Origin of the sequence: Paenibacillus sp. FSL K6-1558 (assembly GCF_038002565.1) — a bacterium.
GTDB classification, from domain to species: domain Bacteria; phylum Bacillota; class Bacilli; order Paenibacillales; family Paenibacillaceae; genus Paenibacillus; species Paenibacillus polysaccharolyticus.
The window spans coordinates 622,295-647,779 of the sequence record NZ_JBBOCV010000001.1; the positions used below are offsets into that span (position 1 = coordinate 622,295).

The following is a 25,485-nucleotide window of genomic DNA, read 5'->3' on the forward strand; positions in this document are numbered from 1 at the left end:
AAGATTACTTACGCATGTTTAGCCATTCCGATTGCAAAATCGCGTATTGATACTCATCAATCCAATGACCTTTGGACATGTAATTTTCGAGCAAATGTCCTTCGCGTCTCATGCCCAAACGTTCCAGAACGTGAATAGACTTTGTGTTACGCACATCGGAAAAAGCGATCAATTTATGTTTGTTCAGTGTACCGAAAATATAGTCAAGTAGGGCACAAAGTGCTTCATGCATATATCCTTTCCCTTGATGCTCAGGCGCGAGAGTACATCCAAGCTCGACAATTCTAGGTTCGGTTCCAAGTGTATGAATCGCACAATCTCCGATAATCTGATCAGACGCAGCCAAAGCAACCGCATATTGAAACCACCTACCCGGCTGATCAGGGAAAGATTCTAATTGATGGCCGACAAATGATTCTGCATCTTGGAGCGTATAATTTTCCCACGATTGAAAGCGAGCAATATCGGGATTAGAGCGGTATTGATAGAAGGACTGAACGTCTTGCATGCCGAACTTTCGAATCACTAAACGCTCCGAAACGGCAAATACGTCTTTCGATTTCTCCATTTTATAAAACCTCATTTATTCTCTTCGAATTTTCGCTTTTCACTAGTTCGTTTTCGATTTAAAAAATTCAATCAACCACTCCGCTAGTTGGTGTTGCGCTTTGCTAATGAATCGATCCGCATAGTAGGTCAACTCCATGTGTCGAACAGGTGCAGGCCCAACAATGGGAATCGTTACGATATCTTCCCAGCCAGAATGCTGCTTTAACAGTTCTCTTGGCTGGATCGTTGCACCAATACCTGCAGCTACCAGTTGCAATAGGGAAGAAGCAGAACCTGCTTCCATAACCGTAGTTAACTCCAAGCCTTGCTCCCGAAAAACCTCATCCACCAAATCTCTGCCAATATACCCTTTGGGATACATGACCAGCGCGAGCCGGGTCAATTCTTCCAGGGTTATTTCATGTTTTTTTGCAAGATCACTGGATGCATGAACAAACAGTTCATAAGGCTCACTTCCCAGTGGAATCTGCACAAGGCGCTTGTCCTTGGGACCACGAAGACCAATACCAAGATCTACTTTATGTGTTAGTACTTCGTCTCGAACGAAAATGGTTGAAAAAGCCTGTAGCTTCGTATGAGGGTACCGAGTCTTGAATTCAACAAACAGCGGAACAAGTTGAAAATCAAGATCAGAGGGTAACACAGCAAGCCGGACCGTTCCACGCTTCTCAGATACAAGTTCTTGAATCGCACTTTTTGCATCCATTTCAGCCTGAATCATTTTCATTCCGTATTGATGGAGCAGCCTTCCAGCCTCGGTTGTCACAACTTTTTTGCCAATCCGATCGAAAAGAGGCATACCGACTTCAGCCTCCAGCAGACGTATCTGCTGACTTAATGTAGGCTGTGAAATCCCGAGAATCTCTGCGGCTTTTGTGAAGTGAAGATGCTCAAAGACGGCCATAAAATACGTTATATTTCGAGTATCCATCTTTTTCTCCTCGTTTAATAATAGTATTTTACTATCATAATAATACGAATTATTGGATTGATCAATGGTTAGAGCGGACGTATACTCAAAGTGACTTCAAGAAGAACCGGGAGGAAAAGAACCATGAAAAAAACATTATATTTAATCGCTCTATTTATTGCGGCATTGAACCTGCGACCTATCATTACTTCTGTCGCATCCATGATGAGCATGATTCAAACCGAGTTAGGTATAAGCGCATTAACAGCAAGCCTTCTGACCACACTGCCTGTCCTGTGTATGGGATTATTTGCTCCTGTCGCCACCACATTAAGTCAGAGGCTCGGTTTGGAGCGAACTATTTTTCTCTCGCTTCTGCTTATCACACTCGCCACTGCACTTCGCAGTGTAGATCAATCTGTTACTTTACTACTTGCTACCGCCTTAGTCGGAGGGATCGGCATCAGCTTTGCGGGACCGCTACTTTCAAGTTTTATTAAAAAGTATTTCCCGGCAAGCCCAAGCATAGTGAGTATTTACTCCGTATCGATGACGATTGGGGCAGCATTGGCATCCGGATTAACCATTCCGATTTATAATCAAAATCAACACAATCTTTCACTAGCCTTGTCCTGCTGGGCCGCTTTTGGTTTCATTGCTGTGATCTTCTGGACCTTACTCATTCGAAAAAACAAACCCTCCAGCAGCAGATCACAACGCGTTAAACTGCCTCTGGGTAATAAAAAAGCGATTCAATTCACTTTGTTTTTTGGCTTCATGGCCAGCATGTTCTATAGCTTGACAGCTTGGATTTCGCCAATCGCTCTTAGCTTCGGATACAGCGCACCAAACGCAGCGTTGCTTCTGACCGTGTTTACATTGATTCAAGTTCCTGTTGCATTACTGATTCCGAATCTTGTAAACCGTTCAGGCAAGATCAAACTATGGCTTGTCTTGTGTAGTGTCTCAGAACTCATCGGTTTAGTGTTACTTTTGTTGCCTGTGCCCATGCTACCAGCCGTTATTTTTCTAGGTATCGGGGCTGGTGGATTGTTTCCACTAGCGCTGATGCTACCCATTATGGCAACAAATACGGCCGAGGAAGCAGGGTCGTGGTCAGCAATGTCACAGATGGGAGGTTATATCATGGGTGCCTTCGGTCCACTTGTTATTGGATGGATCTTTGATCTCAGCGGACGGTTTAACGTATCCATTATTGCCATGCTGGTCATTGTAATGCTAATGATTAGTGTACAGTTATCCATGAACATGGGGAGAAAAGCTGTTGGAGCTCCTAAGGGTAATGAAGCGCAAAAAAGCTGATAAGAAAATTACCAAAATCAGGTTCATCATTGAATTAGAGCGCTTAAGCTGTTACAGATCCTACACAAATTCATAGTACAAATCGCCGCAGAACGAATCTTGAATCTCTGTTATCAGAAAAGAAGGGTGCAGGATTAGGCTCATCCGTGCCTGTTCATTAGTACTCCATAAATTAAAAATAATCGTATTTTTGTGAGACATGTCTTAATTTCATTTGCCCAAAGTGTTGTTTAGATCCATCTTAGGCAAGTGAGCATTGGGCATGTCTTTTTACTTCTCATTGGCGATACTTAGTTTATCCAATATACAAAGTGTTGTAAACATGTTATTATCACACCAAGTTCAAGTAAAAGGTGGTGCAGAGCCATAATGGATCAATATCTCAAACGAGCGATTGTCAGCGGAGAAACCTCGCTTGGCATTGAATTTGGATCAACCCGGATCAAGGCTGTTCTGATCAATAACAAATTTGACATCATTGCTTCCAGCAGCTACGAATGGGAAAATCAATGGAACAATCAATACTGGACTTATCATCTTGATGAGATAATTCAAGGGTTGCAAGAAGTGTACGCTAAACTGAAACAGCAGGTTATGATGCATTATGAAGTAACGCTGAGCAGCATAGGCTCCATCGGACTATCCGGCATGATGCAGGGTTATCTTGTTTTGGACAGCATGGGAGAATTGTTAGTTCCATTTCGGACTTGGCGTAATATTGCAACGAGTCATGCAGCAACATTCTTAACCAGGGAGTTCCAATATAAAATTCCGGAGCGATGGAGTATTGCGCATCTTTACCAAGCCATCTTAAACGATGAAGAACATGTAAGGGACATTAACTATATGACAACGTTGTCGGGTTACATGCACTTTCTTCTAACAGGTAATAAAGCGCTCGGTGTGGGCGATGCTTCGGGCATGTTCCCGGTCAATAGGATGACCAGAGGATACAATGAAGAGATGATTGAGCAGTTCAACGAATTCATTAGCCATAAAGATTACCCATGGAAACTTGAAGATCTTTTACCTTCTGTTTATTCGGCTGGTGAACATGCAGGCTATCTTCATGAAGCCGGTGCACGTCTCATCGACCCGTCTGGCGATCTACAAGCAGGCATTCCGTTCTGCCCTCCGGAAGGGGATGCAGGAACAGGCATGGTAGCTACGAATAGTATCCATACAAGTAGCGGCAGTCTATCCGCAGGAACATCTATTTTTGCTATGATTGTTCTGGATAAAGATATAGGGGTGTATCCCGAGATTGACATTGTGACTACACCGGATGGAAGTCCTGTTGGTATGGTTCTTGCCAACAATTGCACTAGTGATATCAATGCATGGATCAGAATTTTTCATGAGTTTTATGAAGCATTAGCATATAAAGCTGACGCCAGTCACTTGTTCCATGTTCTGTTTAATAAAGCCCTCGAAGCAGACCCGGATGGCGGCGGTTTGCTAAGTTATGGTTACTATTCGGGAGAGAAAATTACCGGTATGACTCAGGGGCGTCCGTTATTTGTTCGTTCTCCAGAGAGCCGCTTTACACTCGCTAATTTTATGAGGACGCATCTGTTCAGTGCGTTTGGCACATTAAGGCTCGGAATGGACATTTTAACGCAGAGGGAGAATGTAAAGGTTGACCAGATCTTGGCACATGGCGGACTATTCAAGACGCCCTTCGTTGGCCAGAAAATGTGTGCGGCTGCACTTAACGTTCCGGTATCTGTCATGCCGACTGCTGGTGAGGGTGGTGCATGGGGTATAGCCGTATTGGCTTCCTATATGGTTTGTAAGGAGAAAAACGAAAGTTTGACAGATTACCTCCATCTGAAAGTATTCAAAGACATCGAAGCCCTGAAGATTGATCCGGACATTTCTGATGTGAACGGGTTCAACCGCTTTATGGAAAGGTACACGAAAGGAATAGCAATTGAGCAAGCAGCAGGCGATCATTTACAGAAAAGAGATGAAATCCATTGACTGAATTCGTTTGGGGAATATTCGCAGTAGATGCCTCTGCACACTTTCCTAATTTTTTTCCTATTGGCATGTACAGCACGAGGGAGGAGGCCGTGAAAGAAATCGACACTTTACCCCGAGATCACAATTATCAATTGCTGCGAATGCCGCTGAATCATAACTTTGCGTTTTACCACAAAAAAACGGGGAAGCTGGCAGGAATGGATTCAATCCATCACGAACATTTCCATTTTAAGGATGAAGGTTAACTGTAGCTCTTATTTTTCAGATGGACTAGACTATGCTCAAACGTTCTGGAGGAAAATCTTGTACGATAGGGGCGATGTACGTTATGAATAAAACGATTCTGGAATTTGTGACTTGGGCTGAGTCAAACGGATGGATTGTAACTCTTAAATCCGAACGTGACCTCCATCTGGATCCTCGTTTACTCACTAGATACTCGGATATTCCCGCGGAATATACAGCGTTTTTGCGCGTAATCAACCAATGTATGACACCTAGCGAGCAGACGTGGTTCCTGTGTGAGGCAGACTACAACAATAGCTCTGATTCGGACTTTCACTGGAATGAATTTGAATTAATCAGCCTGGATGCAGCAGTGGACGATGAGGCGTGGCGATTAGAAATTACGACATGGTGGGAGAAGTATCTGCCGATTATGATGTCTGTTCGTGATGGATATTCTTTTTATGCCATTGATTTAAACAATGAGATTGGCTCTATTGTACGAGGAGAAGAACCTGAGTTTGAAGAGGTTAACAAAATCGCAGACAATTTGCATCATTTTTTACGACAAATAATGTCCGATTCGATTAAACTTTACTAAGAAGTTGACTGCAGAGTTACACCCACAGGTTATACGACTTGTAAACATGGGAGCACAGTCTTTAGGTGAAGCTGCTTTTTTTGAGTTTCCATGATCTTTATACCGTTACCATTCTTAAACAAAACTTAAACATCACGTGGACTGGTTTTAAACGGAGAATGTTAAGCTGAACTTCATCATAGCAGAAGGAGTGTCAGCCTAATGAATCCATGGTACAAAAAGGTTTTATTATCTACAGCAGTAATCTGCAGCTTAAGTATGGTGTCTGTGAGTGCAACGGCATATATGGAAGGATCTTCTAAAGAGGGACAAGAGAGCCTTATGTCTTCCGATCTAATCTGGAAAGAACACGTTCGTACAAATGCCAAAACGATCACATCGATCAAACTGCAAAAAGAGGATGAATACAATGATTTGAAGTTTTTGAATTCTATTTTAGCGGATAAACAAATCGTTAGTCTGGGCGAAGCTTCGCATGGTGCATCTGAGTACAATTCGATGAAAGTGCGGCTAGTCCAATTTTTGCATGAGGAATTAGGATTTAACGTCATCGCATTCGAGTCTAATCTTTCGGATACAGCTACTGCGTATTCTCAGGTACATCAGTCGACGCCGGAACAATTGATGAAAAATTCTGTTTTTGGTGTGTGGCAGGTCAAAGAAAACTTGCCCTTGTTTGAATACATTGCAGAGCAGAGCAAGACCGATCATCCATTGATTTTAACTGGATTCGACGCACAAGGCCCAAAGGAGTCTTTTATCACGTTCATCAAAGATTGGTTCGCCCAAGTCGATCCAAGTAAAGCGAGCGGTTTTGCTCAAACGGAACAATGGTATCTGAAAATGAACACGATTACCGACATGGATGAATTCAACAAGCAGAAAAAGAAGATTAAAGAAAAATATCTAGCTCTTCAGCAATTCGTAAGCGAAAATCAAGATGAATTACATCAAGCACAGCCAAAACAATCCGACTTGGTACCCTTGATTGAACGTGTATTGCAAAACCGTTTGGATATGCTGGATAGCTATCATCCACACATCATAAACATGTTTGCTGGAATTGACCCTGAGAAGCAGTTACAAATGGCGAGTTATGAACGTGATCGCGTTATGGCCGATAACCTGACTTGGCTTGCCAAAACGGTATATCCCAATGAAAAAATGATCGTATGGGGACATAACTATCACATTCGTAAACACAATTCTACGATGATCACAGAGCATAACGGTTATGATTTTGACGAGAATCCATATCCCACCATGGGGGAGCTTCTGCCTTATTCACTGAAGCAAGCTAATTATGTAATCGGTTTATTTGCTTACCAAGGAAGCTCATCCAAAAATAATGGCGAAGAGGAACAGGTTCAATCTCATGATAAGGGTAGCCTGGAAGATATTCTAGGAACGGAAATGGAGGCAGCCCGATTTATCAACATGAGAGACCAAAAATTAAGCCCAGCGACGGAATGGATGTTTACACCTCGTATAGCCAAGGCGTGGGGCGTATTGGATGAAAAGATGATTCCTCGCGATCAATATGACGGAATCTTGTTGATCCGCGACATTCATCCTTCAACAAAGTAGAATTAGCACAAAATCTAATTTTTGCAAAAAATCTAAGGATACCTAACGAACTAAACGAGCCGAGTAATTGAAGGAAAGTGCTCAGGACATTTGGAAAAGCCGCTCTATTGGTCATACCCCTGTCAAGTAGACAGATGAAAAAAAGCTATGCTGCCAGCGCGCATCGATATTCAATCGGTGCGCGCTGTCTGAGTTTGGCTTGAAAGCGTCGGTAGTTGTAATTGTACACGTAATCCTCCACGGCTTGTCGAATCTCGGCTTCTGAATTACACTGGTTAAGGTACAGCTTCTCTGTTTTGAGATGCGAAAAGAAAGATTCGATGCATGCGTTATCCAGGCAGGTTGCTTTGCGAGAGTGGCTGCCCTTGACGCCGAATGCTTCTAATCGCGAGTTGTACGCCTGAGACGTATACTGGAAGCCCTGATCCGAATGGAGCACGGCTTCCGAAACGTCTCTTTTTTGTGTCCATTGCTCCACCGTATCCAATACGAGTTGAACATCGTTCCGTTTAGATAACTGCCAAGCGACAATCTCGTTGTTAAACAGATCTTGAATGACAGATAGGTAAACGAATGCGTTCCCATCCGAAATATAGGTAATATCAGTCACCAACTTTTGCTGGGGTGCTGTGGCATGAAATTTGCGCTTCAGACGATTCGGATAGATAATAGATGGCGTATAACTGGACTTTTTTCGCTTCTTACGAATCACGGATTGGATCGATAGTTCCCGCATGATTCGCCACACTTTCTTGTGATTAACGTTCAGACCGGCCTCCCACAATGCTGTAGTCATGCGAGGATAACCAAACTCTCGGTTTGCCAAATGAATCGCCATCATTTGTTCTTTGATCTCGCGATCACGAGCCTCTCTTGCGTCTCGTTGCGTCTGGGTGGCTCGCCATTTGTAGTAACTCGATCGGGGTATCCCCGTAATCGATAATAGGCGTGTAATCCCATGCAAGCCGCGCAGTTCATCTAGAATGTGGTAGTTCTCCCGTTGGCTTAGCGCTTCTCCTTTACTAGATTTGGATACCGCTTTTTTAAATAATCTACCTGTGCTTGAAGATAGTCTCGTTCTTCTTCTACACTACCAAAAGCAGTACGGGAACGCCCTTTCAGTGGGTTCGGGACATTGTTTTTTCGTTCATCGAACGCTTCTCCGTTTTTCCACTTTTTCACCCAGACCTTCAGTTGTGAACAGTTTCGAATTCCTTCACGTTCAGCGATCACTTTGTAACTTGAAGAACCTTCAACATAAGATCTTACTGCATTCAATTTGAATTCTTCAGTGTACGTCTGAAATGTTTGTCCTTTTTTCGCCATAAAAAATATCCCCTCCAAGTGTCACTTGAACCCTCATGATAACATGAAGGTTTTTTTAAGTGTCTACTTAAAGGGGATAATACCATATAGCGGCTTTTTTTAATTTAATTTAGTTTTAGACTAGACTTTTTACAAATGTCTTTTTTCTAAAATGTTATTGTTACTTCTGCTTATTTTTGGATAATGTCTACAATCTGTTTAAGCGCCTTTTTCGCTTCAGGTATCGGAAATACAGGGAAGACATGATTCATTTTTGGATACTCGAAATAGTTGATATCAACGGATTGGCGGGCTGCTTTTTCTTTGAATTTGCGGGCATCCGGAAGGAAAAATTCATGTGTTCCAATAAATAATGAAATTTTACCCAGATTTTTAATCTCTCCATGGATGGGGCTGACCAAGTAATGGGAGCGCGGAGTTTCACCGGCGTATCTTTTCCCGGCCTCGACCAGCATATCCCAGTTCAACATAGGTTCTTTGTCGATCATGGCGAGTACTGCCGGATTGCTTAATGTTATATCAAGCCAGGGTGACAACAGAATAATGTCCTTGGGCTGCGGCAGTCCTTGTTCTAATAGATACTGCGCAAAGGCTAGTGACAGGCCACCACCTGCAGAGTCACCCATGATGACGATGTTTTCGGGTTTAGCTATTTTTAATAGATGCTGATAAACCATGAGAACACTCTCAATCGCGTCCATATACTGATAGTTCGGTGCTTTAGGGTAAACAGGGACGTACACCGTACAATGTAACTGCTTCCTCAGTTGGTTCAAAAAATGCCAATGCCATGTCAAGGGCTGCTCAACATATCCTCCGCCAGGCAAAAATAGAACGATCCGACGGTCCGATTGTGAATCAGATTTCAACACATACGTATCTACCGGGAGGCTGCGTTCCTTCGTTATATTATACTTATGTTTAAGTTTGGCAGGTACTTCATAAGGGATGCTGTTAATTTTTCTTCGCTGCTCCATAAATTCTTTTGCATCAAGCTTTTGTTTCGTCATCTTCAGCAGCATTTCTACTAGAAAACTTCGAATGCTTCGCATAATATCAACCTCCTGTATAAAGAATACTTGAATATAATCATAAATGATATTTAAATATAATTTAGTATCCTAAATAATTATTTAAAGATATGGAGGATAGAATGAATATTTCACAGCTGCAATATCTGATATCTGCTGCACAGTGTGGTTCGTTTACAAAGGCCGCAAGTGTTCATCATCTCACAGTTCCAACGATCAGTCAGTCCATTAAACAATTGGAAGAAGAGATAGACACCACTATCTTTCATCGTACCAAAAAGGGAGTTGTGCCCACGGCAGAAGGAGAGCTCGTGCTGCAGCATGCCGCAGCTATACTCAACAACTTGGATCATATGCATCATGACTTACTCAGCCTTAAAGAAGAACATATCGAGAGCATCACGATCTCCACCATTCCAGGTTTGGTTCCTCAAGTGGTTCAAGCTACGTTAGAACTTATGCATACGTATCCCGCACTTAAAGTTCAGATGATCGAAGGAGATACCCAAACCGTAATGAAACACGTTCAGGATGGATACGCCAACATGGGATTGCTCTCTTACAGTAAAAGCCAGCAGAATACTTCATTGAAATGGGTTCCTATCGTTAAAGGCAATGCTGTGTTAATCATGAATACGCAATCGCCCCTGCGTTTCTACAAAACGATATCTCCTCAAGTATTGAAAAATGAGGTGTTTGTTCTGTATAAAGATGAACATATCGAACAAATAGCGCACCATTTAATGTCTGCCAGTGATGGTAACCGTATATCTTTAATCACCAACAACACAGATGCTCTGTGTCAGATGGTTGTTAAGGGAAATGCAGTTACTATTGCTCCCGACTTTATCGTAACTGCGTTGTCTTCCATCTATCAGGAGCAGTTAGTCACCGTTCCTATACATCAGTTCACCTCGGACGGTACAGCTATATTGGGCAGAATCACAAGAACGGATGAAACGATTCCCAAAATGGTTAAAGAATTTACAACCAAGCTGACGGATCTGGTTAAACATATTAGTCCCCAATCGGAATGAGCTGCATACCTGGTATGCGAGGCTGATCACATCCATGTGAACATCTGACTGCGTTATCCCTAATCTGTTAAGTACATTTGACTCACATCATAAAATGATATACTTTATTATCAAATGATATTGTTTTTTATTTATCGCTTCAAAATCCTATAAGATCGGATTGATGTAACTATGAAAATGAATCAGAACATTAAAATAATAGTTGACAGCACATCAGATTTATCAAAAGAACTCATGGATAAGTACAATATCAGTGTCGTACCTCTATATGTCGTTATGGGCACAGAATCATATAAGGATAACATAGAAATCACTACAGGACAGTTATATCAACGTTCGGATCGAGAAGGGATCACTCCCAAAACAGCAGCGCCGTCACCCTCCGATTTTGTTCCTGTCTTCGAAAGAGAGCTTAACGAGGGCAATCAAATCTTGTTCATCAGTATGTCATCCAAGGTGTCTTCCACCAATCAAAATGCACATATTGCAGCATCTGAATTTCCGGCTGGTCGAATTCATATCGTGGATTCGATGCACTTATCAGCGAGCTATGCCATGTTGGTTATACGTGCAGCGCAAGCACTTGAAGCCGGACATTCGCTTGAGCAAGTCATTAAAGATATCGAGAATGTAAGAGAGAAAGTCCATATTGAGGTTCTAGTGGACCGACTTGATTATCTACATAAAGGCGGGCGGGTGAGCAGTTTACAACATCTTATTGCTAATGTACTGAGAGTGCGACCTGTGCTGAATATCATCCAGGGAGAGGTGCGCTCCATACAGAAGTACCGCGGGAAAATGGAGAAAGCCTTGGACGGGGTTGTACAAAAGATTGTTACACGGAAAAATGAGATCTGTCCAAACGTACTCGTAATCGCTCAGACTTTTGCCGAGAAAATGACTGAAAAGCTTCTTACATCTCTGCTGCAAACCAACCATTTTAAAGAAATCATCATTATTGAGGGCGGATGTGTTATCGGCTCCCATACAGGTCCAAATTCAATCGCTGTAAGTTATGTTGACTTATAATTCCCATGAAAAGGCTCAGGTTGGTTTAATCCAAACGAGCTTTTTTATGTTAGATAAGAAATGAATTTAAATGTTGGCTGCCTGAAAAAGTACCAGAAAGGCGTTCTTTTGGCTAGATTGCGTCAACCTTCTCAAGGTTTGAATGTAACCGAAAACGACAACTTCAAGCGGCCTGTTTGGCGTGAAAGCGTTTGACTTATTTAGATAACCTTTTATAATTATGAAAGCAAAGGCAAGCTTCCGCAGGCAGGAGGCTTGCTGTTTCATTTAGCAAGGAGAATATCAACATGACACTAAAGAAAAGAATCTTTCTGTTGTTTTTCCTCAGTGCGTTTATCCCCTTTATCAGTATTTTTGCCATTTCGTATTATACGATCGATTCGATTTTCGCCAATAAAATTGATGATGGCATCCGAAGCAGTCTGCAGCAGGTTAACTCCTCTTTGGAAAACTCAATCACCAACCTGAATCACGTGACCCAGCAATTATCATACAGCGGCACTGCGGGCAAGAGACTGCAGCAATTTCTGAACCCCTCCTCTGATATTTTTGAATTAATCGAAGCGAGAGACGAATTAAAAAGTGAGTTAAGTGTTGTTACGTTCACCAATCCTAACATCGGTTTGACCTTGTATTATTTTCAAAAAGAAGGCACGACGCAGTTCGGTAATTTTCCGATCAAGGATCGGTTTTCTCCCGAATCGCTACCCGCTCTTTTTCAATCCTATGGCATCCAATATCACAGTCCGCACATCAGTATGAATCGGTTCAATGACGAGCTTGTTCTGTCCGCCATGCGAAAGGTAAAGCTGCCAGGCAGAGAAGATGTGTATATTTATGTTGAATCCGGCTTCCGTCTGAGTGAGGATATTCTTGGTGCCAATCAGCACAACACTACCGTATCCCATCTCATCCTTGATGCCGAAGGAAACACCGTCTACAGCGAAATCCCCGGGACCATTCGTGTCGGAGAGAATTTCGACACCTTGACTGAGGCATCTGCCCAAGACGGAATATCGCGAGGATATCACTGGTTTAAGACAAGTTCTCCGCAAAAATGGAGTGTTGTATCCGTCATTTCACAGGATCAATACCAACAAGAGAAAAATCAATGGCTGGTCCAAATTCTGCTGGTTGCTTTATTTTTTCTAGGCTTTACCGTATTTCTTGCTTGGCTGCTCTGGAAGATGGTGTACAGACCTCTCAGTCTGTTTCATTCCGAAATCAACAGCATGTCGAGTAATCCGCAAACGACAGGCAGTCAGGCTCGTACGGAGATTCCCGAGTTTGATTTTCTGCTCAGTGAGTTTTCCAATATGCAGCACCAGATTGGTGACTTGTTTAAGGAAGTACAGCAGAAAGAAAAGATCCGTGCTGACTTGGAGGTAGAGAAGCTACTCTATCAGATCAATCCACATTTTCTGATGAATACCCTGGATACAGTGCACTGGCTGGCAGTAATGAACGGACAAGGAGAGATTGATAAGCTGGTGCAGGCACTGAACAAGCTGCTCTATTACAACCTTGGTAAATTGGGGCAAGTCTCCACCATGCAGGAAGAACTTGATGCGTTAAGACAGTATTTGATTCTTCAGCAGATTCGCTATGACTTTGAATTCGATGTGCGCATTACCGCAGATGAACAGGTACTTCAGATTCCCGTACCCCGCTTCATTCTGCAGCCGCTGGTCGAAAATTCGCTCTATCATGGGCTGAGCGATGATGGATTTATTCAGATTGAGGTCACCTGTACGTCGACATTGAACATTTTGATCGAGGATAACGGCGCAGGCATGAGTGAGGAAGCGATTCAGAAACTGCTGAACAATCGAGAAGCCGAACAGGAAAAGGTAGGAATGGGCATTGGACTCAATTATGTTCATCGTATGTTGCAGGCCCAGTATGGTAATCAAGCACAACTGGTCATTCACAGTGAACCAGGAACAGGGACAACTATGCTGTTGATATTGCCTATAAAAGGAGAAGACACTCATTATGATTAAAGTATTGATTGTTGATGACGATAAACTGGTACGCAAAGGTATCAGCTCAGCGATGCCATGGAATGAATTCAATATGGAGGTTATAGGGGAAGCGAGCAATGGACATAAAGCGCTGGAGTTTCTGCAGTCCCGTCCCGTTGATCTGATGCTGACGGATCTGGCGATGCCGGTGATGTCCGGCATTGAGCTGATGAGAGCCGCGAAGCAGCTCTATCCGGAGCTTCATATTGTGGTGTTAACCCTGCATCAGGATTTCGATTATATCCAGGAAGCACTTCGGCTGGGCGCAATCGACTATATCGCTAAAGTGCAGCTGGAAAAAGAGCAGTTCGAGCATGTGCTGCAGCGCATCCATACACGGATGAACGGATCAGCCAAGATTGTTCGCCAGCTTCCTTCACTCGATGAAACCAATGTTCATTATTCAACCGTGTATGCTCTTATATCACAGGATCGCAAATCCGAACCGTCGTGGGGCGATCAGCTGCATTCGACTGACCATTCTGAGGTTCGATGGGAAATTGAACGGAACAGCTGGATGTGGGCAGCACGTAAGGAACAGGAAGAGCAGGTGTTTGAACTGGTTAAGAAAACACAGCTTCAAGCTCCAAACAGCACACTACTAGTACTGTCTGATGTACAGGGACAAACGTGGTCGCAGATTAAAAACTGGATTATAAATTACACGGAGACGGCGTTATTCTACGCTTACTCTCCCGATCAGCAAGTCATGCATCTTACGATGAAGGATGAGCACCAGCAGATAGAAGAACCCCGGGATGAAGAACTGGACCGGATGAAGCAAAGCTGGTTCCAAACAGCCTGGGCACACCGGGAGCAGGACTATCACCGGCTTATTGCTCAGTTCAAAGCACTGCAGCTGCAGAAAGCGCAGCTAACCGGACTGCTTTATTTCATTGTCATGGAGTGGAATCGCTTATTTGCTCACACCTCACTCGGTAAAATCACCATGATCCATTCATTTCATTCCTGGCACGAAGTGCAGGCCTGGGTCAAGCAGACGGCTGCCAATATTCAGAAGGCTGATCAACAGCAGGCGTATTCACCTGAAATTATAGAGGCTGTAAAAAATGCGGTGATTATCATACAACATGATTTGACTCAAGCACACACTGCTTCGGAGCTTTCACAACAGCTCAACATCAGCCGAAGTTATTTCAGTCAATGCTTCAAAGAGCTGATGGGACGCACCTTTAATGATTATTCCCGTTTTGTTCGGGTAGAGAAAGCCAAAGAATATTTGGTCAGTACACCTCACACCATCTCCTGGATTGCGGAGCAAGTCGGGTATACGGATGAGAAATATTTCAGCCGGATTTTTCGTGAAATGACAGGTCTGCTGCCAAGCGAATATCGACATGCTGGCGAGCAACGAAGTAACAGATCGGATACAGAGAATTCATTACATTCTTAAAATTTCAAAATGATAAGCGAGGTCATCTTTACAGGTCGACAGTATTCTTAACTAAGGAGCTGCCGGCTTTTCTTTTCAAATGTAAACACAGGGGCGGGTAGACAAATGGATGACAGCAGGTAGGACGAATGTTCACAGGCGAATGGTATAAGGGAATTCCACCTGAGAACTGTTAACATTAATCTATCTAAAGGGGCGTGTAATCCCTATCCCGGCAGGAACGGAGTCCACCTTATAATGAAAGCGTACACAAAAAACGAAATCAGATTGAAGGGGAATCTAACAAGATGAGAACAAAACGATCGATAAGAAGCAATCTGTTCACCAAACGTTTAGCTGTGCTGTCGATGTCTGCTTTGATGGTTGCTGCCTTGGCAGCATGTGGAGCCAAGACAGAAGCTCCTACTGCAGAGGAAGCAGGAAAATATGAAGTAACACCGGGCGATCCATTCAGTGCGTATAAAGACGAAATAAACGTAACGATGGGACGAGTGACCACGGCTAATCCTAAGCTGCCCGCGGGAGATACGTATGAGAACAACGCCTATACCCGGCTGGTCAAAGACACCTTTAATGCCAAAATCACAGATCAATTTGAAGCGAACGGTGAGGATTACAGCCGCCAAGTCTCGCTTGCGATTGCATCCGGGGAACTGCCCGATATGATGCGTGTCGATTCCAAAGATGAGCTCAAGGAACTGGTTGACAATGATCTGATCGAGGATTTAACAACCATTTATGATCAATATGCCACGGATGAGATTAAGAAAATTTACGATTCCTACGATGGCCGCGCGTTGGACAACGCAACGATTGACGGACGTTTGATGGGACTTCCCGCGACTTCCCTGGATTCTGCGCCAACGATGGTTTGGGTTCGCCAAGACTGGGTGGATCTGCTCGGCATCAAGCTTGATGCCGATGGAGACGGAGCCATAACACTGGAAGAGGTAGAGAAAACGACACAGGAGTTCCTGAAAAGAGATCCGGGACAATCCGGCAATCCGGTCGGCATTCCTTTTGTTAACACATTGAATACAACGGATTATAATGGCTCTGCGTATACGATGCTGGGAGCAGCTTCAACGCAGCATGCATTTCCGCAGTATTGGATGAGAGGAGACGACGGTAAAATCCTCTACGGTTCAACGACGGAAGAAACGAAGAAGCTGCTCGGAATTATGGCAGACTGGTTTAAAGAAGGAATCATCGATCCTCAATTCGGAACTCGTACATTTGACGATATTACCGCGCTGTATGCAAACGGGCAGAGCGGCATTGCCTTCGGACCTTGGCATATTCCTGACTGGGGATTGATCAGCGTCAAACAGATGGATAAAAACGCTAAATTTTCAGCTTATGCACTGCAGGATGCAGATGGTAAGGTTAACGTCGCACATGCTAATCCTTCCAATCAATTTATTGTGGTGAGAAAAGGATACGAGCATCCCGAACTTGCGGTGAAAATTGTGAACCTGTTCTACGATAAGCTGGCCAATGACAAAGACGTGGCCACAACGATGCCGGAAGCGGCCAAGTATCAAGAGACCGGCGTGGACGGTTCCACCCGCCCATTCAATATTGAAGTTAACTCGGCTACATCGCTGCTGGACGATTATTCGGACGTTGTTCGCGGGATTAAGGGAGAGATCAGCCTGGATGAGGTACGTACAACCGAATCCAAAAACAATATTGGCAGCATCAAAACATATCTGAGTGATATGGACACGGATAATACTACAGCTTGGTCGAAATACCACTCGCGCATTAACGGTGTGGGACTGATTGACAAGCTGACCAAAGAAGACAAGTTCGTGTGGATCACTCCTGCTTTTTCGGGAACGACCCCAAGCATGAAACAGACATGGGCTAACCTGACCAAGCTGGAACAGGAGTCATTTATCAAAATTGTAACCGGTTCAGAACCGCTCGATTACTTCGACACATTCGTGAGCAATTGGAAAAAACAAGGCGGTGAGCAGATTATTCAAGAAATTGAAGCCGAGATCGGGGCAAAACCATAATCATCTATGGATAGCTGCAGGGCTGCGCGCGAAATCCGAATGCGCAGCCTTTCTTCATAAGGAGAGGAGAGAATTTCATGAAACAACGAGTATACAAGACAGATGGCCGCATCCGCTCAGGTACGATGTACCATATGATGATGATACCGGGCATTTTGTTTTTGCTTGTATTCAGCTATATACCGATGGTTGGTGTGATTACGGCCTTTCAAGACTATATTCCTGCCAAAGGCATGTTCGGCTCGGAATTTGTCGGGTTAAAACATTTTATCTATATGTTCAAGCTCCCGGATATTGCCCAAGTGGTTAGCAATACACTGGTGATCGCTCTGGGCAAGATTCTGCTCGGCACATTAATGGCGATCATTTTCTCCGTACTGCTTAATGAAATTCGGATGAAAACGATTAAAAAATCGGTCCAGACGATCGTGTATCTACCGCACTTTCTATCCTGGGTTGTGCTCGCGTCCGTCGTTGTTAATATGTTCAGTCTGGATGGCATTGTGAATCAGATCCTGGCCTTTTTTGGACTGCAGCACATTAATTTTCTAGGCAGCAACACATGGTTTCAGCCGCTGATTATTGGGACGGATGTGTGGAAGGAATTCGGCTACAGTTCCATCGTTTATTTGGCAGCCATTACGTCAATTGATCCAGGCTTATACGAAGCTGCAGGTATGGATGGAGCCAGCTGGTGGAGAAAAGTATGGCATATTACGCTCCCAGGCATGCTGCCTATTATTCTGCTCATGGGTGTGATGAGTCTGACGAATATATTAAGCGCCGGTTTTGACCAAATCTATAATCTCTATAATCCGGTAGTCTATGAATCAGGTGACATTCTCGATACCTATGTTTATCGAATTGGTCTGGTCGGAAGACAGTACAGTTTCGGAACGGCTGTAGGTCTGTTCAAGTCCGTAATCGGCATCATCCTACTGCTATCTGCCAATCAGCTCGCCAAAAAATATACCGATCGTAAAATATTCTAAGGAGGCAAACGTCTGTGTCTTATTCCGCAAACTTCAAAGATCGAATGGGCCGGGTGTGCATCTATGCCATCGTCATTATGCTTGCGCTGATCTGCCTTCTGCCGTTATGGAATATTGTTGCGATTTCCTTCAGCAGCAGCGAAGCGGTATCCGCGAACGCCGTCGGTCTGGTTCCTGTTCATTTTACAACAGCTGCGTATATCCGAATTATCGATGATGCCCAGTTCTGGCGCTCCTTCGGCATATCCATTCTGCGTGTGGCGCTCTCGCTCGCGCTGAACATGATTTTGATTATTCTAATGGCGTATCCGTTGTCCAAATCCAAAAGAGAGTTCAAGGGCAGAAACATTTATATGAACATTATGATTTTTGCCATGCTGTTCAGTGGCGGTATGATTCCGAGCTACCTGTTGATTAAAAATCTGGACATGCTGAATACAATCTGGGCACTTGTTTTGCCGGGAGCAGTACCCATATTCAGTGTCATTCTGGTCATGAACTTCTTCTCAGCCGTTCCTAAAGCACTTGAGGAAGCAGCTTTCATTGACGGAGCCAATCCGCTTCAGGTTTTATTCAAAGTGTACGTTCCCGTATCCATTCCCGCACTTGCAACAGTCGCCTTATTCAGTATCGTGGGTACATGGAATGACTTCTTCAGCGGGTTGATCTATATGACGAAAATAAGCAACTATCCGCTCATGACCTATATCCAGTCACTTAACGTCAATATTGCGGATCTGCTCCAAGCCGGAACGAACTCCAGCGAGCTCAGCAGCCTGACGGAGATATCCAACAAAAATTTAAATGCAGCCAAGATCGTCGTTGCTGTTATTCCACTACTGCTGATTTATCCGCTGCTTCAGAAGTATTTTGTAACCGGGATCGTTGTTGGATCGGTTAAGGAATAACATCCTGCCATGAGATTGCAACCGTGAGTATCTTAATATACAACCGCATTGAAACTTTACTAAAATAACCGTAGGCACAGCCTTTAGGCAGCGTCAGAGAGGTGGAATGAAACATGGAACAGCAAGAATGGTGGAAAGAGACCGTCGTTTATCAAATCTATCCGCGCAGCTTTCAAGATAGCAATGGAGATGGAATCGGCGACTTAAGAGGCATTATATCTCGGCTGGATTATTTGCTGCATCTCGGGATCGGTGCGATCTGGTTATCACCTGTTTGCAAGTCTCCTCAAGATGATTATGGTTATGATATTTCGGATTACCAGGATATTGATCCGATGTTTGGATCGCTGGAGGATATGGAAGCTTTAATTCATGAAGCCGGCAAACGGAACATACGCATCATTATGGACCTGGTCCTGAATCATACCTCTGACGAACATCCTTGGTTTCAGGAAGCTAAAAAAGGAAAGGACAACCCGTACCATGACTATTATGTATGGCGAGACGGGATTGAAGGAACCCCCCCCAATGACCTGACATCTACCTTCGGCGGTTCAGCCTGGGAATGGGTGCCTGAGATTGGGCAGTATTATTTGCATTTATTTTCGGTCAAACAGCCGGACCTGAACTGGGCGAACCCGAAAGTCCGTCAGGACATCTACAGCATGATCAATTGGTGGATCGAAAAAGGTGTAGGCGGATTCCGCCTGGATGTCATAGATTTGATCGGGAAAGAGCCGGATTCCAAAATTACAGGAAACGGACCTCTTCTGCATGAATATATCAGGGAGCTCAGTAAGAAAACATTCCAGAAAGGGAAGGAGTTGTTAACCGTAGGAGAGACGTGGGGAGCCACGCCGGAGATCGCAAAATTGTACAGCAACCCTGATGGCAGTGAGTTTTCCATGGTATTTCAATTTGAGCACATCAGTCTGGATGAGCAGGAGGGGAGGGGGAAGTGGGATCTCAAACCTCTAGATCTAATGGAATTGAAAGATGTGCTGTCCAAGTGGCAGACCGAGCTCAAAGGCGAAGCGTGGAACAGTTTGTTCTGGAACAATCACGATCTGCCTCGAATTGTTTCACGTTGGGGTAATGACGGGGAGTTCAGGGTTGAATCTGCTAAGATGCTGGCAACCCTTTTGCATGGCATGCAGGGAACACCATACATCTACCAGGGCGAGGAACTGGGCATGACGAATGTCCAATATGAGATCAAGGATTATCGGGATATTGAACTGCTTCGTTTTTATAAGGAAAGAATGGAGAAAGGATATCCCGAACATGAAGTTATGGAGTCGATCTACGCCAAAGGGCGTGATAATGCGAGAACACCCATGCAGTGGGATGACTCCCATCAAGCAGGATTTACCGTAGGAGAGCCCTGGATTAAAGTCAATCCGAATTATACGGAGATCCATGCTGCGGAAAATGTTCAAAATCCGGACTCCATCTTCCATTATTATCGTCAGCTCATTCAGCTTAGAAAAGATCATGAGGTCATTGTATATGGCGATTATGAATTGATTTTCCCGGAACATCCGGATGTATTTGCTTACACACGCTCATTACATGAGAATCAGATCATGGTTGTCTGTAACTTCCGGGGAGAAACGGTGCAGCTTCCGCTTCAGGAACATTTGTCATCCTCAGCCGAACTGCTGCTTGCCAATTACACAGATATGCTGCCAGACAATGAGCTGCGTGCTTACGAAGCCAGAATGTACCTTATGCAGAACAATTGAAAAGCAGCATACCCAACTAAAGCCTATTCATTTGAAGAAAGAAGGAAGAGATGGAATGAAAAGAGTATGGTGGAAAGAGGCCGTCGCTTACCAGGTCTATCCGAGGAGCTTTATGGATTCGAACGGAGACGGCATTGGTGATATACAAGGCATTCTTTCAAAACTGGATTATATTCAGGAACTGGGTATTGATCTGATATGGATCTGTCCGATGTATAAGTCACCTAATGATGATAACGGTTATGACATCAGTGATTACTGCGCCATTATGGATGAATTCGGTACGATGGCTGACTTCGACCAATTATTAGATGAAGTACATCGTCGCGGTATGAAGCTCATTATGGATCTGGTCATTAACCACACCAGTGACGAGCATCCCTGGTTTATTGAATCAAGTTCTTCCGTGGATAATCCCAAACGAGACTGGTACATCTGGAAAGACGGCAAGAACGGGGAGGAGCCGAACAACTGGGAAAGCATCTTTGGCGGTTCAGCCTGGCAGTACGATGAAACTTCAGGCCAGTACTATCTTCATCTGTTCTCCAAAAAACAGCCGGACCTGAACTGGGCTAATGCCGACGTTCGCAAATCCATCTATGAAATGATGAATTGGTGGATGGACAAAGGCATTGACGGCTTCCGGGTGGATGCGATCAGTCATATCCACAAAGAAGAAGGTCTGCTGGATATGCCGGCCAAGGAAGGTTTCAAATACATTTCGTCATTCGAGAAGCATATGAATGTCAAAGGCATTCAGCGCTATCTGCAGGAAATGAAAGAAGAGACGCTGTCGAAATATAATGTCGTCACCGTTGGCGAAGCCAATGGAGTCAAAGTAGAAGATTCAGAAGATCTGCTGGACTGGATCTGTGAAGTCAGAGGCAAATTCAACATGGTTTTTCAGTTTGAACATCTTGACCTATGGAATAACAGTACAGACAAGCAGCTGGATGTTCCCAAACTGAAAAACGTAATGACCAAGTGGCAGAAATCACTGGAAGGCATCGGCTGGAATGCACTGTTTATTGAAAATCACGATCAGCCGCGCAAGGTTTCATCCTGGGGAAACGATGTCGATTACTGGTATGAGAGCGCTTCGGCACTTGGAGCAATGTACTTTTTCATGCAGGGCACACCCTTCATCTATCAGGGACAAGAAATTGGCATGACCAATGTGGCTTACCCTTCCATCGAGGATTATAACGACATCGCAGACCAAAATCTGTATCAGATCAAGCAGGCAGAAGGCATGGAGCATGAGGAGATCATGAATATCATCTGGGCGTCCAGCCGTGACAATTCAAGAACACCGATGCAGTGGTCTGCAGGCAACCAGAGCGGATTTACGACTGGAGTTCCTTGGCTAAGGGTAAATGACAATTATCTCGATATCAATGTGGAGAAACAGCTTCAAGACCCGAACTCTGTCCTTCACTTTTATAAAGAGATGATTCGGCTCCGCAAGCAGCATGACACGTTGATATACGGCACCTATGACCTGCTCCTGCCTGATCACCCTCACATTTTCGCCTATACACGTACATTGGAAGATCAGCAGGTGTTAGTACTCATTAATCTTACTGAACAGATGGTGGAGCTTAAGGATGATGAGCCGGGCGTTCAACTCTCCGAGATATGGCTGACCAACTATGAGATTTCTTACGCTGGTCAGCTGCAGCCGTTCGAAGCCCGCATTGGATTATGTGATAAAATGTAGGGGATTCGCTTGTTCGAGGCATGATTCTAACGAGTCATGCTTTTTTTTATTCGATAGCCCCACACCCATTTATAGCAACTTAATAGGTGTAGGAGTTCACCACAGCTCCAGTCTTGTGGTGAAGTTTTCATATATGACATATAATAGCCTAACCGTAGGCAGAGGATACAGCTTAGTATGAATGAAAGTGACTTGTTCATGACATCCTACAGAAGTAGTACTATTCTCATTTCCTGAGGAGGAGATCTTATATGGCTCGCCAGAAGAAAAGGCAGGAAGCTGCCTGGAAGTCACGTAAGCAAGAACAGCACCCTCATGGTAAAATCAGATCGCTCAAAGAAATATCAAGCGAATATGAAGAGAAGAATACTACGGAGTAAGAGCATGACTGTCGGCGATATTTGCCGGCAGTCATTTTACATTTATATTGGAATTTTAACAGTATTATTTTCTTATATAGAATATGCTCTCCTATGGTAGTCAGGTAAAATAGTCACTCTTTACTGTGAGGGATTTTTTCATGTAAAAAAAGACCAAGATGAGATAAATTAATTATACCCGGGTAATATTGACTTCATATTTTTACCCGGGTATAATACCTAAAGAAGATCATTAAAGGAGGGTTAACATGCAGGATTCACCTACACAGATAAACTACACTGCCTTTGTAGGCAGAAAACATTTCGTCAAAGGTACATTACAACACGTTGTTCAAGTCGTAAAAGAAAACTTGGAAGAGAATACACTTTTTGATTTGCTTGTTTTTGACGATTCTACTGGAAAACCGATAGATATTGATTTTCGAGGAAGCCTAGAGGATGTATTAGACCGTCTTAATAGTAAACCGGGACGAATAAAGGATACGAAAGAAAATGAACAACCCGCTCGCAGAGCCGGCCGCCCCAAACTAGGCGTAGTATCCGGTGAGGTTACTTTGCTGCCCAGGCAATGGGACTGGCTTAAAGCTCAACCCGGTGGCGCTTCGGTAACCCTAAGAAAACTGATTGATGAGGCTCGCCATTCAGGGGAGAACGGAAACAAAGTTCGTGCGGCGCAGGAAGCAACCTATCATTTCATGACAGCAATGGCGGGGGATTTCCCTCAATACGAAGAAGCTTTGAGAGCACTGTATGCCCCGAATGAAAATCGTTTTTACGAATCAATTGATGATTGGACACCTGATATCAGAGATTATATTAAGTCTTTGTCCAGTAATGCATTCACGCAGGAATAGAGGAGAACATCGTAATGAATATGTTAAGAGTAAACGATATTGATATTGCTTATGACAGTTATGGCAGTGAAAAGAATGAAACCATTCTATTAATTGCAGGGCTCGGCACACAGATGATTCGTTGGACGGTTCCATTCTGTGAGATGTTAGCAGCACGTGGATTTCGAGTGATTCGTTTTGATAATCGAGATACGGGGTTATCGACCCATTTTAGCAATCATGCAACATTAGATTTCGAAGCACTTGCTAAAACACTCATGTCGGGAAAACTTCCTGATCTTCCATATACCCTTGATGATATGGCTGACGATACAATTGGATTGTTAAATGCCTTGGGGATCAAAAAAGCACATGTTGTTGGTCGTTCGATGGGCGGTATGATTGCCCAGCTTATGGCCAGCCAATATCCCGAGCGTGTCCTCTCGCTTACTTCACTAATGTCAACTACAGGTAACCCGGAACTTCCACCCACATCCACGGAAGTCATGGCGTTGATGACTGGGCCAGCACCGAATCCGATGGAGGATGAAGAGGGTTATTTGGCTCTCAGCGTAGCTTTTGCTAAACGTATTGCCGGTACAGGTTACCCTTTTGAGGAAGACGCGTATCGTTCACTCATTCGAGAGGAAATACAGCGAGCTTATGACCCGGGAAGTGTTGGGCGACAGATTGCTGCAATTGCGGTTTCAGGTGATCGGCGGGCGCGACTGGCAAAAGTTAAGGTCCCAGCCTTAGTGATTCACGGTGTGGAAGATCCGATGTTTGTTCCCGCTTGCGGTAGAGACACGGCGGAAGCGATCAACGGTGCAGAATTGATGTTACTTGAAGGTATGGGCCATGATTTGCCGCAGCAGCTGTTTGAAACCGTTGTTGATGGAATTGAGAGGACAGCCCGCAGTACACGCCCGTGATGAGTAAAAAGCCGCTTTAATAGCGGCTTAAACTGTATTATCTTTATTTGTGATAAGTCGCAGTAAACCCATGTTGTCCGAAACTTAATTATATTTTATGCTGCATCAACTGTGATCTTTGGGAAAACACCCAGACGGCAAACAGCATCACCAAAGCAACCAATATGCCGGATTCCCCCGTCCATAGGTAGGCGTTTTCTCCGCTTGTGGATAGATCAAATGAATCCTGAATCACGGCGTTCCAGGAAGCATGAAGGAGGATTGCCGGCCATATGCTACCTGTACTTAAACGAAGATGACTGATGACAAAGTTAAATGAACTGATCGTAATCAAAAATAGGATAATTGACAATCCGAGTGATGGTCCCGAATAATAACTCCCTAACAGAATGGCGGGAATATGCCACGCTCCCCAGATCAACCCACTTGTAAGAATCGGTTTGGGCACACCTGCTGTTATTAATCTGGTAAGCATATAGCCTCTCCATCCCAGCTCTTCACCGGCACTGCTGATCACACCGAACAATGTACCAGCAAACATCTGATAAATAACACTTCCCATCAGAGCCCAGATAAAAGAGCCACTGGTGTGCACGTAGTCGACCAAGCCGGTTATCCAGGCGAATCCATAAGCTAACGACCCGACAACTACTGGAAATAGTAGCACAAAAGGAAGCGTTTTTAACGTTAATATCCCGCCAAATCGCAGAGAAATATCTGCAAAGCCTTCGCGCAACATAAGCCGTGTCAGGATAGATGAGAGTCCTGGGCCCACATTAGTAGCAGACCAAATACAGGTGACACATTGATTGCCAGTACATAGCTAAGTAGGGTGAGAGAAATAAGCCATATGAAAAAAACAAGTAAACCTCTCCGTGATTGTTGAAT

23 protein-coding genes are annotated in these 25,485 nt (G+C 44.0%); 17 read left to right on the top strand and 6 right to left on the bottom strand.

Annotated features, from left to right (window positions below; all coding sequences use genetic code 11):
• Window positions 1-4: 4 nt before the first annotated feature.
• Both MHI38_RS02490 and MHI38_RS02495 read right to left on the bottom strand, forming a co-directional pair.
• On the bottom strand, window positions 5-568 hold the full coding sequence (locus tag MHI38_RS02490; protein WP_341180903.1) for a GNAT family N-acetyltransferase: 564 nt from the start codon (window positions 566-568) through the stop codon (window positions 5-7).
• Window positions 569-610: 42 nt separating this feature from the next.
• The gene (locus MHI38_RS02495) at window positions 611-1,501 is read right to left on the bottom strand and encodes a LysR family transcriptional regulator (RefSeq protein ID WP_341180904.1); all 891 of its coding nucleotides are present in this window, start codon (window positions 1,499-1,501) and stop codon (window positions 611-613) included.
• A gap of 123 nt (window positions 1,502-1,624) precedes the next feature.
• Between MHI38_RS02495 and MHI38_RS02500 the strand changes: the two genes are divergently transcribed.
• The 5 genes from MHI38_RS02500 to MHI38_RS02520 all read left to right on the top strand — a co-directional run bounded on the left by MHI38_RS02500 (window position 1,625) and on the right by MHI38_RS02520 (window position 7,202).
• Window positions 1,625-2,803, top strand: a complete 1,179-nt coding sequence (locus MHI38_RS02500) for an MFS transporter (protein WP_154888828.1) — start codon at window positions 1,625-1,627, stop codon at window positions 2,801-2,803.
• Window positions 2,804-3,172: 369 nt separating this feature from the next.
• Complete coding sequence (locus MHI38_RS02505; RefSeq protein ID WP_154888826.1) at window positions 3,173-4,786, top strand: xylulokinase; 1,614 nt, start codon at window positions 3,173-3,175, stop codon at window positions 4,784-4,786.
• A 92-nt stretch (window positions 4,787-4,878) separates the two neighbouring features.
• Window positions 4,879-5,034: a hypothetical protein gene (locus tag MHI38_RS02510; protein WP_186809654.1), complete on the top strand. Its 156-nt coding sequence runs from the start codon at window positions 4,879-4,881 to the stop codon at window positions 5,032-5,034.
• Window positions 5,035-5,117: 83 nt separating this feature from the next.
• On the top strand, window positions 5,118-5,615 hold the full coding sequence (locus MHI38_RS02515; RefSeq protein WP_154888824.1) for an SMI1/KNR4 family protein: 498 nt from the start codon (window positions 5,118-5,120) through the stop codon (window positions 5,613-5,615).
• Between the two features lie 201 nt (window positions 5,616-5,816).
• Complete coding sequence (locus MHI38_RS02520) at window positions 5,817-7,202, top strand: erythromycin esterase family protein (protein WP_154888822.1); 1,386 nt, start codon at window positions 5,817-5,819, stop codon at window positions 7,200-7,202.
• A 145-nt stretch (window positions 7,203-7,347) separates the two neighbouring features.
• On the opposite strand, the gene MHI38_RS02525 is transcribed toward MHI38_RS02520, so the two are convergent.
• From MHI38_RS02525 to MHI38_RS02535, 3 genes are all read right to left on the bottom strand, one after another.
• Window positions 7,348-8,187 carry an IS3 family transposase gene (locus MHI38_RS02525; protein ID WP_341181894.1) on the bottom strand — a complete coding sequence of 280 codons (840 nt, stop codon included), beginning with the start codon at window positions 8,185-8,187 and terminating at the stop codon, window positions 7,348-7,350.
• A gap of 20 nt (window positions 8,188-8,207) precedes the next feature.
• Window positions 8,208-8,528, bottom strand: a complete 321-nt coding sequence (locus tag MHI38_RS02530) for a transposase (RefSeq protein ID WP_341180905.1) — start codon at window positions 8,526-8,528, stop codon at window positions 8,208-8,210.
• 170 nt (window positions 8,529-8,698) lie between these two features.
• The gene (locus MHI38_RS02535; protein ID WP_341181895.1) at window positions 8,699-9,628 is read right to left on the bottom strand and encodes an alpha/beta hydrolase; all 930 of its coding nucleotides are present in this window, start codon (window positions 9,626-9,628) and stop codon (window positions 8,699-8,701) included.
• Window positions 9,629-9,681: 53 nt separating this feature from the next.
• On the opposite strand from MHI38_RS02535, the gene MHI38_RS02540 reads away from it, so the two are divergent.
• The 12 genes from MHI38_RS02540 to MHI38_RS02595 all read left to right on the top strand — a co-directional run bounded on the left by MHI38_RS02540 (window position 9,682) and on the right by MHI38_RS02595 (window position 24,597).
• A complete protein-coding gene (locus tag MHI38_RS02540; RefSeq protein WP_341180906.1) occupies window positions 9,682-10,596 on the top strand; it encodes a LysR family transcriptional regulator in 915 nt (304 codons plus the stop codon).
• A 177-nt stretch (window positions 10,597-10,773) separates the two neighbouring features.
• Window positions 10,774-11,625, top strand: coding sequence for a DegV family protein (locus MHI38_RS02545; protein ID WP_186809652.1), 852 nt, complete (start codon window positions 10,774-10,776; stop codon window positions 11,623-11,625).
• Between the two features lie 287 nt (window positions 11,626-11,912).
• Window positions 11,913-13,628: a sensor histidine kinase gene (locus MHI38_RS02550; protein WP_154888812.1), complete on the top strand. Its 1,716-nt coding sequence runs from the start codon at window positions 11,913-11,915 to the stop codon at window positions 13,626-13,628.
• Window positions 13,621-15,063, top strand: a complete 1,443-nt coding sequence (locus MHI38_RS02555) for a response regulator transcription factor (RefSeq protein WP_341180907.1) — start codon at window positions 13,621-13,623, stop codon at window positions 15,061-15,063. Before MHI38_RS02550 ends, MHI38_RS02555 begins: the two co-directional genes overlap by 8 nt.
• Before the next feature lie 287 nt (window positions 15,064-15,350).
• Window positions 15,351-17,087: an extracellular solute-binding protein gene (locus MHI38_RS02560; RefSeq protein WP_341180908.1), complete on the top strand. Its 1,737-nt coding sequence runs from the start codon at window positions 15,351-15,353 to the stop codon at window positions 17,085-17,087.
• Window positions 17,088-17,164: 77 nt separating this feature from the next.
• Window positions 17,165-18,079, top strand: a complete 915-nt coding sequence (locus MHI38_RS02565) for an ABC transporter permease (RefSeq protein WP_154888806.1) — start codon at window positions 17,165-17,167, stop codon at window positions 18,077-18,079.
• A 14-nt stretch (window positions 18,080-18,093) separates the two neighbouring features.
• The gene (locus tag MHI38_RS02570; RefSeq protein ID WP_154888804.1) at window positions 18,094-18,987 is read left to right on the top strand and encodes a carbohydrate ABC transporter permease; all 894 of its coding nucleotides are present in this window, start codon (window positions 18,094-18,096) and stop codon (window positions 18,985-18,987) included.
• A 113-nt stretch (window positions 18,988-19,100) separates the two neighbouring features.
• Window positions 19,101-20,732, top strand: a complete 1,632-nt coding sequence (locus MHI38_RS02575; RefSeq protein ID WP_154888802.1) for an alpha,alpha-phosphotrehalase — start codon at window positions 19,101-19,103, stop codon at window positions 20,730-20,732.
• A 55-nt stretch (window positions 20,733-20,787) separates the two neighbouring features.
• On the top strand, window positions 20,788-22,452 hold the full coding sequence (locus MHI38_RS02580) for a glycoside hydrolase family 13 protein (RefSeq protein ID WP_154888799.1): 1,665 nt from the start codon (window positions 20,788-20,790) through the stop codon (window positions 22,450-22,452).
• Window positions 22,453-22,703: 251 nt separating this feature from the next.
• Window positions 22,704-22,832 (top strand): DUF6254 family protein, encoded by a 129-nt coding sequence (locus MHI38_RS02585; RefSeq protein ID WP_222592175.1) that lies wholly within the window; start codon window positions 22,704-22,706, stop codon window positions 22,830-22,832.
• 248 nt (window positions 22,833-23,080) lie between these two features.
• Window positions 23,081-23,686, top strand: a complete 606-nt coding sequence (locus MHI38_RS02590; RefSeq protein ID WP_154888797.1) for a DUF2239 family protein — start codon at window positions 23,081-23,083, stop codon at window positions 23,684-23,686.
• 14 nt (window positions 23,687-23,700) lie between these two features.
• A complete protein-coding gene (locus MHI38_RS02595) occupies window positions 23,701-24,597 on the top strand; it encodes an alpha/beta fold hydrolase (protein ID WP_341180909.1) in 897 nt (298 codons plus the stop codon).
• Window positions 24,598-24,685: 88 nt separating this feature from the next.
• Here the strand turns inward: MHI38_RS02595 and MHI38_RS02600 are convergent, their stop codons facing one another.
• Window positions 24,686-25,372: a CPBP family glutamic-type intramembrane protease gene (locus MHI38_RS02600; RefSeq protein WP_154959181.1), complete on the bottom strand. Its 687-nt coding sequence runs from the start codon at window positions 25,370-25,372 to the stop codon at window positions 24,686-24,688.
• Between the last annotated feature and the right edge of the window lie 113 nt (window positions 25,373-25,485).